Origin of the sequence: Paenibacillus sp. FSL R10-2734, assembly GCF_037963865.1 — a bacterium.
Taxonomy (GTDB): Bacteria; Bacillota; Bacilli; order Paenibacillales; family Paenibacillaceae; genus Paenibacillus_AQ.
Window position 1 is genome coordinate 1,702,152 of sequence record NZ_CP150170.1, and the last position, 12,417, is coordinate 1,714,568.

The following is a 12,417-nucleotide window of genomic DNA, read 5'->3' on the forward strand; positions in this document are numbered from 1 at the left end:
ATCACATTCAGGAGGAAGCGGGGTTTATTATTTTGACGAATAAAGCAGCAAAGCAGCCTAAGCCGGATTGGATTAGAATCAAGCTAACTACCGGTGATAATTATCAGGAAATCAAGAGCATGATGCGTTCCAAAACTTTACATACCGTATGTGAAGAAGCCAGGTGTCCGAATATTTACGAGTGCTGGGCAAACCGTACGGCGACCTTCATGATTCTAGGTGATATTTGTACTCGCGCTTGCCGTTTTTGCGCTGTGAATACAGGGCTACCGACAGAGCTGGACCTGCTGGAACCTGAACGTGTAGCAGAAGCTGCAGAGAGCATGAACCTTCGTCACTGCGTCGTGACCAGTGTGGCTCGCGATGATCTTGCGGATGGTGGCGCTCAGATTTTTGCTGAGACGGTAGCGGCAATTCGTAAACGCCTTCCGTTATGTAGTGTAGAAGTATTAATTCCAGACTTCTTGGGAGAGCGGAATAGTCTAGAGATTGTCATGAACAGTAATCCGGACATTCTTAATCATAATATCGAGACGGTGGAACGAATGTCAGATCGTGTACGGGCTAAAGCGAAGTATCGCCGTTCGTTGGAGCTGCTACGCAGAGCCAAGGAGATGAAGCCTGACATTCCTACCAAATCAAGCATTATGCTTGGAGTCGGTGAAGAGTGGGATGAGATTTTACAAGCAATGGATGATTTGCGAGCCGTAAATTGTGATATATTGACTTTAGGACAATACTTACAGCCTTCTCCAAAGCATTTGAATGTGGAGAAATATTATCCACCGGAGGAATTTGCACTGCTCAAGGAAGAGGGAATGAAGCGTGGCTTCAGCCATGTGGAATCAGCTCCGCTTGTTCGTAGCTCTTATCGTGCGCATGAGCAGGTGAAATCTGCCGCTCAAGCTCGTGAGGATCGTGCGGTTTCTTCTAGTTAATGTTCGAAAATAGTGACATAGTCACAGACAGGTTTTGTTAAGGAGAGGGTTGGAGGAGCGATAGCGATCTGAAACACTCAACCCTTAGGCTACACATAAAAAACGTTGATTTGAGTCATTGGAGAGAAATATTGGAGCTGTAGGAGCGTTAGCGTTCGCCTTTGTCCTCGGATTTCCACCGCGAAGAGCGGTTATAATCCAGAAATCTGGGGACAACAGCGACCGAAAGCCCAATTTTTCTCGGAAATGACGGCATAATCAACGTTAAACCCTCCCCAAAGAAAGGCAGGCGACAAAAGGTTTGATCGTAATAGGCGGAAAAGGCTACGAACTTATGTTAGATCATAAGGATGGTTGGAATCCGGAGGCGTTTCGCGGAAGATATAGCGAGGTGCTGGAAAGATACGACTACATTATTGGTGACTGGGGTTACAGTCAGTTGCGCTTGAAAGGCTTTTACCGGGACAACCACCCTAAGGTGAATCGGGATACAGCGATTTCTGGCATGGTCGATTATATTAATGAATATTGCAATTTTGGCTGCGCATATTTTGTGCTGCATAAATTAAAAGAAGTACCACAAGAAGGCTTGTTCAAGGATATTCTAATTAAAGAAATACCAGAGCCGAGTGAGGAAGAAGATTCGGAGCAAGAAACTGATGCTAATGAAGCAGATAGAGATAAAGAGTTCTCCTCTAAAGAAACGTCATCTAAGCAAGGTTCGAATTCATCTGCTGCATTTAAGGAGATGAATTCTGCTAAGGAAAGACCATTGAGAGAACACCAAAGCCGAAATCACCGGGGGAAAGATTCACAGGGGAAGAAATCCAAAAAGGATTTTCAAAGCAGACCGCCACAAGGTCAGTCCCAGAAACCCCAAAATACACAAAAACCTCAAAATAATCAAAGCAATCAAAACACACCAAATACAGAAAATCCACAATCTTAATGATGAAAGCTGACCATAAGTAGAGTCCTTCTACGAATGAGACAGCTTTTTTCTTTTGATCGTACAAAAAATAAAGGCAGCAAACCTCCATCTCTGGAGAATTGCTGCCTTTCATATTGATATGGATTATTTTACGGATAATTTCAACTGCTTCTGAGAAGCATTGTAGCTCCATGTAAGTGCGGGGAACTTCTTCTTAAAGGCATTTAATTCAATATAGGTCTCACCATTCTGAGATAGCGCCTCTTTGGAGGAGAGCGTAAAGCCGGTGGCTGTGCCTGATCCGTTCTTTACGATGACTTTCTTGTTCTTGGCATCCCACGTGATCTCGCCTTCGACAAGCGTAGCCAGCACAATCGAGGAAGCATAAGTCTTATCACCCTGCTTCACTAGACCGACATTACCAGCAAAGGGAACTCCATTGATATTCAGGATATGATGATCTCCGGTGAGTTCTAAATTCTTCATTCCAGCAATCTGCAGGGCGGTAATAGTTTGTGCAGTTTTGCCTTTAACCTCAATATCCGGTGCAAGACCGATGTGATTAAAGTCTTCTTTTTTAGGTGTTAGATATTTCTGTGTGGTCAACTTCAGCATGTCGCCATTAGACACCTTTAGTAGGCTTTGAATACGCGCTTTGCCGAACGAACGAGTTCCTACGACAGTAGCTAGCTTGTTGTCACGTAGGGCGCCAGTTAGAGCTTCAGATGCACTTGCAGTGTATTCGTTCGTTAGAATAACGACAGGTACACCTATTTTGCTGCCATTAGTAATGGTTACAGGAGTTAACGCTCCACTTTGATCTGAGGTATACATCATAAGGCCTTTATCCATAAAGTTAGAGACAATGTTGTATGCTGAATCCATATAGCCGCCCAAGTTATCACGTAAATCAAGCACCATGGATTTCATACCTGCTGCACGCATCTTCTTCAGCATAGCAGCGAATTCTTCATCAGAATTCTGTGTGAAACCACTCAGCGAAATATAGGCAATCTTTGGACCAATGAGAGTTCCAAAAACGGAAGTCGAGTTCAATTCATTTCGGGTGACAACATAAGATTTTGTGACTCCATTTCTGAGAATCAGCAGGGTAACCTTGGTGCCTGCGGCTCCACTCAGTTCGGTATCATCCGTTTCGTCAACGGGTATACCGTTGATTTTGAGAATCGTATCGCCGCGTTTCAGACCTGCCTTTTCTGCAGGAGAACCTGGAGAGATTTCTTCGATGTAGAGTTCTATTGGCGTATACTGCAGTTTAACACCAATGCCAACGTATTCGAGATCAACAGCATGTTCAAATTGCGCAGCTTCCTCGGAGTTGAAGTATTGGCTGTATGGATCATCCAGTGTGTTCACCATGCCGTCAATTGCACCGCGAATCAAGGCATCCTTATCTACATCTGAAAGATTATAGTTCTCCAATAGCTTCATCACTTCATTGATAAGATCATTGTTGTTTGTGGAAGCTTGAGCCGCATCAGCAGCGGAAGCCATTGGAGCAAACGTAATGGATAAAGCAAGACAGCTGGATAAAAGTGCAGTTATTACTTTTTTGGATTTCATGGAATCAAACACCCTTTTTATTAGGATTTCACAAGTTTGTTGTAGACGTTATATGTGTTATCGATTGTCCATACACCGATATCCGACTTGGATAGAATATAGATAAGGCCCTGCTCATAAGTCTCCTCTTCACTTGCTTCCTTGTCTTTGCTTTCTACATATATAGCTGCTTCTTTGGCACTGTAATAATAGATATTTGAAATGCCTGGAGTATAGGTAATATCATACGAAGCAAAGAAATCATCCAAATCTGCCTTGAGAGAGGAATCATATTCTTCCCCATATGAAGTCATCGTGGAAAGAACTGCGGTCGGATTCTGTTCGTTCATTGCTTGATAATACTTGGTAATACTGCCTTTGATGGCATCCGCATCGTTTTGAGGGATGTTGGCTGCTGGTTTTAGACCTTGTTCACGAGTTAGGAGAATCGCCGAGCTTTGGGATTCCACGGATGATATCTTCCAGCTTCCGTTCTTGCGGACCAGGGTATATACGTATTCATCCTCTGTGTCTGGGGTATAAGCCCCACCTATTCTGCGAGAACTTTCAAGCGTATACACAGTGGCTTCGTCAGCTTTAATGTCGAGGATTTCCAAGCTATCAATCGTATTCTTTATGTCGAAAGCTTCAAAGGAATCATTGAGATCAGACACAGATTGCGTGTAAGAGGAGTCAGAATCCATAAGGGAATAGAAGCTAGACGCTTTTTCTTCATTGAAATACTGATTAGACAAACGGATTAATGTTGTAATGGCTGCTTCGTCCTTATCTTTGGATACAGGAGTAGTAATCTGCACACTTCTACTGGTGGAATTCCAGACGGCTGTGCCTCCGGTTGCCTCGGCGATAAAACGCAAAGGAATGTATGTAGTGCCAGCTGAGGAGACTGGTGCGGTGATCAATTTTTTTACAGTTCCGTTAACAGTAGCGCGGTTGCTGCCAATTTTGAGGGTAATCGCAAGATTTGAGCTTTTACCTGTCACTGTTCCAGTCTTTGCATCCCAGAGAACTTGAAGTCCAAGCTTCTCAAAGACGACTCGGAAAGGTACAAGTACAGAATTATTCGCTAAGTAGGGGGATCCAGCAGTGAAGGAAACCTTACTTCCGTTGATATAAACATCAATCGGTTTCGAAGCTGCAAAAGCCGGGACCGCAAGTATAAGGGCCAGTAGACTTATGCTAAAGAGGGATAATAATCTTTTCAACAGTACTCTCTCCTTTTATGTAACTCTATGTAAAATAGCCTCATTATACCATTTTCTTTCTCTCTCTGTCTATCAATTGATGTTAGTTTTGTCACATAAAAGAGCCGGAGATATGGATATCTCCGGCCACAGAAAATCGTTGGTCGAGGGTTAATTTTAAACCAAAAAAGCTTCACGGACACGGTTCCAGAACGGAAACGGTCGGTACCTAGCGAAACTGACTTTTTTGTCCGATACTTGACAGCGTACTGAAATCAGGTCATCTACTGGAATATTGTTATGATCAATCGTGAGCAGCAAGCGCTGATCCTTACATGATAAAATGTCGCAATGATGATGCTTCGGCAGCAGTAATGGTGATCCCATGGTTCGGAATACACGGTTGTTAATAGATGCGATTTCGGCAATCTGCAACGCTTCTATTGTAGGGTGTACCATGGCGCCCCCAAGGCTTTTGTTATAGGCTGTGCTGCCAGAGGGAGTAGAGATACAAAGCCCGTCTCCACGGAACATTTCGAAAGTGACATCATTAATGTCAACCTGGATCATTATAGTTCCATCGACCCCTTTAAGGGTAAATTCATTTAGGGCAATGTGGGACGAAGAACCAGATTTCTTGTGGATTTCCAGCTCAAGTAACGGATATTTCACGATACGAGGTTTCTGTGGCTCAGAATTTTCGGTACCGCACATATAGTCGATTAAGGTGGGTAGCTCTTCCGCTTGCCAGTCCGCATAGAAGCCTAAGTGTCCTGTGTGTACACCTACGAAGGCTAAATTGGGTATTTGATCGATAAAGGTATGAAAAGCGTGCAGCATTGTGCCGTCTCCGCCAATAGAGATGACGATTTCCGGAGACTCGGCATCCAGTTGCAGGTCCCGCTCCGCCGCTAGCTTGTGAAACTGCTCGGCAAGTTTGATTGATAGTTCATCACCGCGGTCCAGAACATAATATCTCAAGATGTACAGGCTCCTTTTGTATTATTCAGTCATACACCGATCATAATCAATCTTGACCCGGAACACAATACGTTAATCAACTTCACCTTACCCATCGAATCATTGCCTTCAAAGCAGGGATAAGCAGTGAGACTAGAATGGCGGCTGTTAATAAAAGGATCAGCAGAGCGAGACTTGCAGTGATCCCTGTGGCAGAAGGTGTAAAGGCAACAGAGGCAGGCAATGATACCCATGCAGTAGACAGTCCTGTGTTCATTACTGGGTTCCAGAGCAGCAATACCAAGCCTGATGCGAGTAAAGCGTGAATTAGACGCGCAGTTAAAAATGGCAGGTACCGCAGTCCCGTACCGTTCAGTATACTAGCCACCTGGGCATGTACAGATAAGCCGCCCCAAGAGAGGATGAAGGCCGCTGCCGCTACCTTGAACTGCAGCGGGATGGAAGAAGCGGCTTCACCCGCTGAACGGGCGCCGATAGTGACCTCGAAGAATCCACTTATCAGGGCCTGAGCCAGTTCGGGAGGACCACCCACAAGGGATACTAGATGTCCAGTCATGCTAAATAGTGAGGATAGGATTCCGGCGCGGGCAAGCAGTTCCATTAGTACATTGAAGAATACAACTAAACCACCTACCACAATAATAAGCTTTAGCGAGGACTGGATGGCGCCCTTTAATAGCTCCCCAAAGCTCCGTCCATCTTTGAGCCTAGCCTCCTCCATGGCAAGTAGTGCTGCATGGATTCTTCCAAAGCCTTTTTTTGCTGGAGTGGAGGGGGCGTTAGAACTAGTTATTGCTGGGTCTTGGGATGGGGGGCTCTGTTCTTTGCGTCCATGAAATGACATTAGCAATCCAACAATCAAACCGCTTCCGTAGTGGGCGAGGGCTAGTATGAGCCCTAATGATGCGTCTCGAAAGAATCCGACGGATACTGCACCTAATAGAAAGATTGGATCGGAGGAGGTTGTGAAGGCGACTAATCGTTCGCCCTCTACTCTGCTAATCAGATTCTGTTCTCGCAGCTTAGCGGTTAATTTAGCGCCAACAGGATATCCTGATACATATCCCATCGCAGCGACAAACCCACCGCTACCTGGTATACCGAAAAGAGGACGCATCAATGGATCAAGCAGAGCACCGAAGAGATGAACAATCCCTAAGCCTAGCATGATTTCGGAAATGACGAAAAATGGAAATAGGGAGGGGAATAACACATCCCACCAGATGGCCAAGCCTCGTAAGGCTGCGCCAAGGGATGCCTCCGGATGAAACAGCATCAGCAGCATACAGCCTGCTAATGTTAATCCCAGCAGTGGGCCGCCAATCTTTTTTAAAGTCATAATTAACGCCTCCTGATCTATGGTTAGATGTATGCGAAAAGAAGGACAAACAGCACAAAAAAAATAAAGGAAGCGGTTACATAAATCTGTGCTTTTTCGCTTGAATTATGATATTATGTAAATAAGAAATGCACCCTCTGTACAAGAATAAATGGGATGGAGTGATGGCGATGAGCGTTGTAGCCGGAGTTCTCGTTTGTGCTTTTGTATATGTGATCCGGGTCTCTCTCGTCCCTGCAGGTGATGAGGAATTTCGGACCTACTGACAATAACCTCCAGGCGCTAAACGATGGTTTAGCGTCTTTTTTCTGCCGTTTAAGGGCACTTTCGACGGATATCCGAGCAGTGCTTTTTTTTGGTATAATCATTTAAGAAACGTTTCACTAATATGGAAGAAAGCTGGTAATCTCAATGAATCCAAATGAGAGTATATATGAGAACTTAGGGGGGGCTGAGGCACTACATCGATTGGTGGAAGTATTCTACGCCAAAGTGCAGCTTCACCCGCAGCTGGGACCGTTATTTCCAGAAGACATTACTCCTGTTCTGGAGAAGCAGTATCAATTTCTGACACAGTTTTTTGGCGGTGGCCCAATGTATTCAGAGTTACATGGACATCCCATGATGAGAGCAAGGCATATGCATATTCCTATTACTCCAGAACGTGCTGAAGAATGGCTGCAGTGTATGAAAGAGGCGCTCGTGGAGACTGGCGTAGAAGAGCCGCTGCGTTCCTTCGTGCTTAATCGCCTTGCCGGTCCCGCACATCATTTTGTTAACATGCCCCAGGAATAATAAGGGACAGATTAATCCTGAAAGGAATGAGAGTACTTGCCAGACTTAATACCCCTATATTCTATTAAGGTCAAATGTTGCAATTGTGAACATGAATTTTCAACCTCTCGCGTGCGTCCTAGCCTGAAAAAGGCTGTTCGCCGCGATGCTGATTTCTGCGCATATTACAAAAACGAGAATCCGGATTATTATGTTGTACGTGTCTGCCCAAGTTGCGGGTTTGCCTCTACAGAAAATTCAGCGGACAAGCTGTCGGAGCTGCAGCGGAAGGCATTTAATGAACAGGTAGGAAAACGCTGGAAGAGCCGTGATTTTGGGGATAAGCGAAGCTGGGAAGCTGCACTGGAGACCTATAAACTTGCGCTTCTATGCGCTCAGTGTATTAACGATAAGGATCGAATTATTGCTAGTCTGCTGCATCACATTGCTTGGTTGTATCGATATCAAGGGAATACAGAGCAGGAACAACGCTTTTTGCGTTATTCATTGGATGAATATGTGAAGGTGTACGAAAAAGACGGAATAGGTGGTAATGATGCCCGGCTCATGTATCTTATCGGTGAGCTTAACCGGCGCATTGGAGAATTCTCTGTGGCTGTAATGTGGTTCTCCCGTCTGATTAATGATCAGAAGATTATGGATGCTGCGATGATTCGAGCCGCCAGAGAGCAGTGGGCTGTGCTAAGAGAGCAAATGCGCGGCATAGATGTTGATGTCGATGGATTGCCTTCAGGTACTTAAAGCTTATGAACAACAAAAAGCGCAGAGGAGAGTAATACTCTCCTCTGCGCTTTATAAAAATGTTAATATTGGGAATTAGATGACCTTCTATTTATCGGACCACCCGATCGAATAGGAGATAATCCCCGTCGTTATCTACAACTGTGGGACTGGCGCTGCAGCATGGGAAGACAAGCAACTTTTTCTTGCCGTCACGGACGATTTGCAATTCTTTTGGCTTCATAGGGAGAAGGACATTCTCCGAGCTGCAGAAGGGGCAGTATTGCACATACATATCGCCTAAAATAATGTCATAAGGCCAGGTATGACTAAAGGGAATCATTGTGAACCCTCTCCAGAAGGAGACGCTTCATTCCCACCCTCAGCTTGCGGGGAATTCTGCTTTTTGGATAGCTCCGCTATTTTTTGTAGCAAAATATGTTGAGGCATATGCATCAAGTGTTCCAGTGGAACGCCTAGTTGCTTCGATAACGTTATGGCTGTTTCCGGTGAAATTTGTAGTGGCTTCATATGGATGCCCTCCTAAAGTTTATCGGGTATGAATGTTCTGGTATCGTTAATCACTTTACCATGGTGTTAAGTCAATTACAAAGAAAACCAAATGAGAGCAAAGGAATGGTGAGTACACATGAAACAACCATTATCACTGACTTGGGAACTCGATTCCATATTTCCCGGAGGATCCTCCTCTTCTGAGTTAGAAAGCTTTTTGAAGAATCTAGAGCAAGATATTGCAGCCTTACAGGGGCTGGTGAAGAATGCTGTGTCTCCAACGGATGTTGAGTCTACAAAGGCGCTGGACGAGGTTATAGAACTGCTCCAGAGCTGTTCAGGAAGACTTGTGGAGGTATCTTCATTTGCAGGTTGTCTCGGAGCTCAGAATCAGTTAGACAAAGGTGCTGTTCGACTGTCGGCGAAAGTGACGAGTATGCGCGCTGGGTTCGAGGGGGTTAGCTCTCAATTTGATAATGTGCTTCGGCAGACTTCCGACAAGGTATGGTCGGAATGGATGGCACGGCCAGAGATTGCCCCTCTAACCTTTGTGCTAAGTGAAAGCCGTGATTTGGCCCGTGAAAAGATGAGCCCTGAGCTAGAGAGCTTAGCTTTGGAGTTAGCTGTTGATGGATATCACGGATGGAGCGAGCACTATGATACGATTGTAAGCTCGATTAAGATCCCGTTTGAGGATGAAGAAGGAACAAAGCTGCTATCTGCGGGTCAAGCTTCTAACAAGCTGGATGATCCAGATCCGAAAGTACGCGAAGCGATGTTCCACAAATGGGAAGAAGCGTGGACCGAAGCAGCCGATAACTGCGCGGATACCTTGAATCACTTAGCAGGGTTTCGTCTGAAGCTCTATAAAGGCAGAGGCTGGGATGATATACTGAAAGATCCGCTGAACATCAATCGTATGACACAAGATACTTTGAATGCGATGTGGGATGTGATTACGAATAGCAAGCCTGCACTCGTGGCCTACCTTCAACGCAAAGCAAAGCTGCTTGGATTGGATGCTCTCTCATGGGTGGATGTCGATGCTCCTGTGGGCAAATCTTCCGGTAAAATCCCTTATGATCAGGCCGCTAAAGATATCGTTACCCAGTTCCGAAAATTTAGTCCGAAGATGGCGGAGTTTGCAGAGCACGCTTTTGATAATAACTGGATTGAGGTTGAAGATCGTAACGGAAAACGTCCAGGTGGGTTCTGTACATCCTTCCCAGAGAGCAAGGAATCACGGATATTCATGACTTATAGCGGCACACCTTCCAATGTTTCAACATTGGCGCATGAGCTGGGGCATGCTTATCATTCTTATCTGCTGGATGACCAACCTGTATTTAATCAGAATTATGCCATGAACGTTGCAGAGACTGCTTCAACCTTCGCAGAGGTTATTGTGTCTGACGCTCAGGTTAAAGCGGCTGGCGATGCTGAAGAGAAGCTGGCGCTGCTTGAGACGAAGATTCAGAATAGCGTGGCCTTCTTTATGAACATTCACGCCCGGTTCTTGTTCGAGACTCGCTTTTATGAGAAACGTAAGGAAGGTCTTGTGAATGCTGAGGAGCTGTCTGAACTGATGGTGGAAGCGCAGAAGGAAGCTTTCTGTGGGGTGCTTTCGGAATACCATCCTCATTTCTGGGCTTCTAAGCTGCATTTTTATATCACTGATGTGCCGTTCTATAATTTCCCGTACACCGTTGGTTACATGTTCAGCACAGGCTTATATCGACTGGCTCTGCAAGAAGGAGCTTCCTTTGCAGACAAATACGATAGCTTGCTGGAAGATACTGGTGTTATGACTTTAGAGGATTTGGTACTTAAGCATCTGGGTGTAGATCTGACGAAGCCGGACTTCTGGCAAGGCGCTACAGATCTGATTGTGGCTGACATTAACGAGTTCTTAGAGATGACAGAGCATTTAGTATAAAATGTCTAAAGGAAGACAAATTTCACGGTAGGAAAATTATCGATTTTTCAGCATAAATACGCAAAAGCTCCTATATTAGGGGCTTTTTTTGATGGTAAAATGTCGAATAAGCCCGATTTTTAAACGATAATGTACGATTGATCTATGGATTTCGCGCATATATAGGGATAATAACCCAATTTTACCCAATTATGTTGTTCGCTTTTAGTTAGTAACCTATAATGAGCCTTAAGCCTTATATATGGTGTGCTAGAAAAACCACTTAGCTAAACTTACAAAACTAAGTAAACGCTTACAAGAGGGAGGGCTAAGCCCACAAAACTGAAGTTAAGCTAACAAAACTAAGCAACGCTTACGAGGTCAGTTTTGCGAAGTAAACTCGAACGAGGCTAAGCTAACAAAACTAAGCATTGCTTACGAAGTTAGTTTTGCAAAGTAAACTCGAACGAAGCTGAGCTAACAAAACTTTAAGGAGGAAAAAAATGCTTAAGACAGAACAATTATCATTGGCGAGACAGATGGACATGGTGTTTAAGGAGCTACAAGAAGAATTATCGGGATTAACTTCTGGTACGGTATTTGTGCAAATACGAAATAACATGATCGGCAAATTCGGCATACGACATAATCCTCTTTCTGGGCGGTGTGGGGGATTCACTGATGTGAAAGAAGGGATGACAGATGGACAGCAGTCATCGTTTCGCCTAATGGCGCTGGAAAGTCTGAAATACAAGCGTCGCTGGACGCATGGTGAGATTGCTTACGAATTCGCCATCAGACAGGGAATGGTGATTGTAGATGCTACGTTGGAGTCCAATTACAATATGGCGAATCTGATGATTCGCTCTCCTCGCAATGCCTATGCTGACAGCTCTGAACAATTTTTCGGTTAATTGTCATTTACATAAACTTGCAGTTCGAATTAAAAGAGAAGGATCATTTATATGCTTGCGCAATAAATGATCCTTCTCTTTCTTGTAGAAATCAAAAACCCTCCCACAGCTTCAGAAAGAAGTGTGAGAGGGCTCAAAAGCTACTCGGCTTTAAGCTTTTTTATAAGCCATAGCCGGATAAAACACTTAAGATTACGTTGTTACTGACGACCAGACAATTGTTGTTCTGCCAGTTGTACTAGACGTTTAGTAATGTAACCGCCTAGAGAACCAGTTTCGCGGGAAGTGTGATTCCCGTAATAACCGTCTGCGGGGATCGATACTCCAAGCTCCTGTGCTGCTTCATATTTCAACTGTTGCAAAGCTGCAGTTGCTTGAGGAACGACCAGGTTATTGGAACGGCTGCTACGACCTTGACCTGCTTGACCCATGTGTGTCACCTCCTTCGCCCGTTGTGAAGATAGTATGAGCGCTAAGAGGTTAATTCATGCATCCTTTCGAAAGGTTTTAAGGATGGTAATTATTAGTGGATTAAAAGTGAGGATAGAAAATGCTTTATTGCTAGGAATCACACATAAAAAAACGGTCTCCCCTTACGTAATC

At 44.6% G+C, this 12,417-nt stretch carries 13 protein-coding genes; 6 read left to right on the forward strand and 7 right to left on the reverse strand.

Annotated elements, in window-relative coordinates; all coding sequences use genetic code 11:
* The first annotated feature begins 32 nt into the window (after positions 1 to 32).
* Complete coding sequence (gene lipA, locus NSS67_RS07535) at positions 33 to 938, forward strand: lipoyl synthase (RefSeq protein WP_339318975.1); 906 nt, start codon at positions 33 to 35, stop codon at positions 936 to 938.
* 301 nt (positions 939 to 1,239) lie between these two features.
* Positions 1,240 to 1,887, forward strand: a complete 648-nt coding sequence (locus NSS67_RS07540; RefSeq protein WP_339318976.1) for a YutD family protein — start codon at positions 1,240 to 1,242, stop codon at positions 1,885 to 1,887.
* Positions 1,888 to 2,013: 126 nt separating this feature from the next.
* Here the strand turns inward: NSS67_RS07540 and NSS67_RS07545 are convergent, their stop codons facing one another.
* From NSS67_RS07545 to ylbJ, 4 genes are all read right to left on the reverse strand, one after another.
* On the reverse strand, positions 2,014 to 3,453 hold the full coding sequence (locus NSS67_RS07545; RefSeq protein ID WP_339318977.1) for a S41 family peptidase: 1,440 nt from the start codon (positions 3,451 to 3,453) through the stop codon (positions 2,014 to 2,016).
* 20 nt (positions 3,454 to 3,473) lie between these two features.
* Positions 3,474 to 4,658, reverse strand: coding sequence for a copper amine oxidase N-terminal domain-containing protein (locus NSS67_RS07550; RefSeq protein WP_339318978.1), 1,185 nt, complete (start codon positions 4,656 to 4,658; stop codon positions 3,474 to 3,476).
* Positions 4,659 to 4,814: 156 nt separating this feature from the next.
* Positions 4,815 to 5,618, reverse strand: coding sequence for an NAD kinase (locus NSS67_RS07555; RefSeq protein ID WP_339318979.1), 804 nt, complete (start codon positions 5,616 to 5,618; stop codon positions 4,815 to 4,817).
* A gap of 82 nt (positions 5,619 to 5,700) precedes the next feature.
* Positions 5,701 to 6,957 (reverse strand): sporulation integral membrane protein YlbJ, encoded by a 1,257-nt coding sequence (gene ylbJ / locus NSS67_RS07560; RefSeq protein WP_339318980.1) that lies wholly within the window; start codon positions 6,955 to 6,957, stop codon positions 5,701 to 5,703.
* Positions 6,958 to 7,368: 411 nt separating this feature from the next.
* On the opposite strand from ylbJ, the gene NSS67_RS07565 reads away from it, so the two are divergent.
* Positions 7,369 to 7,752 carry a globin gene (locus NSS67_RS07565; protein WP_339318981.1) on the forward strand — a complete coding sequence of 128 codons (384 nt, stop codon included), beginning with the start codon at positions 7,369 to 7,371 and terminating at the stop codon, positions 7,750 to 7,752.
* A 36-nt stretch (positions 7,753 to 7,788) separates the two neighbouring features.
* Positions 7,789 to 8,493 carry a DUF2225 domain-containing protein gene (locus tag NSS67_RS07570; protein WP_339318982.1) on the forward strand — a complete coding sequence of 235 codons (705 nt, stop codon included), beginning with the start codon at positions 7,789 to 7,791 and terminating at the stop codon, positions 8,491 to 8,493.
* A 91-nt stretch (positions 8,494 to 8,584) separates the two neighbouring features.
* Here the strand turns inward: NSS67_RS07570 and NSS67_RS07575 are convergent, their stop codons facing one another.
* Positions 8,585 to 8,815 (reverse strand): hypothetical protein, encoded by a 231-nt coding sequence (locus tag NSS67_RS07575; protein ID WP_339318983.1) that lies wholly within the window; start codon positions 8,813 to 8,815, stop codon positions 8,585 to 8,587.
* Positions 8,812 to 9,003, reverse strand: a complete 192-nt coding sequence (locus NSS67_RS07580) for a YycC family protein (RefSeq protein ID WP_339318984.1) — start codon at positions 9,001 to 9,003, stop codon at positions 8,812 to 8,814. Before NSS67_RS07580 ends, NSS67_RS07575 begins: the two co-directional genes overlap by 4 nt.
* Positions 9,004 to 9,121: 118 nt before the next feature.
* Between NSS67_RS07580 and NSS67_RS07585 the strand changes: the two genes are divergently transcribed.
* Both NSS67_RS07585 and NSS67_RS07590 read left to right on the forward strand, forming a co-directional pair.
* The gene (locus NSS67_RS07585) at positions 9,122 to 10,921 is read left to right on the forward strand and encodes a M3 family oligoendopeptidase (RefSeq protein WP_339318985.1); all 1,800 of its coding nucleotides are present in this window, start codon (positions 9,122 to 9,124) and stop codon (positions 10,919 to 10,921) included.
* Positions 10,922 to 11,403: 482 nt separating this feature from the next.
* Positions 11,404 to 11,814 (forward strand): O-methyltransferase, encoded by a 411-nt coding sequence (locus NSS67_RS07590; protein WP_339318986.1) that lies wholly within the window; start codon positions 11,404 to 11,406, stop codon positions 11,812 to 11,814.
* Positions 11,815 to 12,014: 200 nt separating this feature from the next.
* Here NSS67_RS07590 and NSS67_RS07595 read toward each other — a convergent pair whose 3' ends face one another.
* Complete coding sequence (locus NSS67_RS07595; protein WP_339318987.1) at positions 12,015 to 12,245, reverse strand: alpha/beta-type small acid-soluble spore protein; 231 nt, start codon at positions 12,243 to 12,245, stop codon at positions 12,015 to 12,017.
* Between the last annotated feature and the right edge of the window lie 172 nt (positions 12,246 to 12,417).

Excerpts from the sequence above, each read along its gene's own strand:
- NSS67_RS07545 (WP_339318977.1), bottom strand. The coding sequence starts at position 3,453 with ATGAAATCCAAAAAAGTAATAACTGCACTTTTATCCAGCTGTCTTGCT.
- NSS67_RS07590 (WP_339318986.1), top strand. The coding sequence starts at position 11,404 with ATGCTTAAGACAGAACAATTATCATTGGCGAGACAGATGGACATGGTG.
- NSS67_RS07580 (WP_339318984.1), bottom strand. The coding sequence starts at position 9,003 with ATGAAGCCACTACAAATTTCACCGGAAACAGCCATAACGTTATCGAAG.
- NSS67_RS07585 (WP_339318985.1), top strand. The coding sequence starts at position 9,122 with ATGAAACAACCATTATCACTGACTTGGGAACTCGATTCCATATTTCCC.
- NSS67_RS07575 (WP_339318983.1), bottom strand. The coding sequence starts at position 8,815 with ATGATTCCCTTTAGTCATACCTGGCCTTATGACATTATTTTAGGCGAT.
- NSS67_RS07565 (WP_339318981.1), top strand. The coding sequence starts at position 7,369 with ATGAATCCAAATGAGAGTATATATGAGAACTTAGGGGGGGCTGAGGCA.
- ylbJ (WP_339318980.1), bottom strand. The coding sequence starts at position 6,957 with ATGACTTTAAAAAAGATTGGCGGCCCACTGCTGGGATTAACATTAGCA.
- NSS67_RS07595 (WP_339318987.1), bottom strand. The coding sequence starts at position 12,245 with ATGGGTCAAGCAGGTCAAGGTCGTAGCAGCCGTTCCAATAACCTGGTC.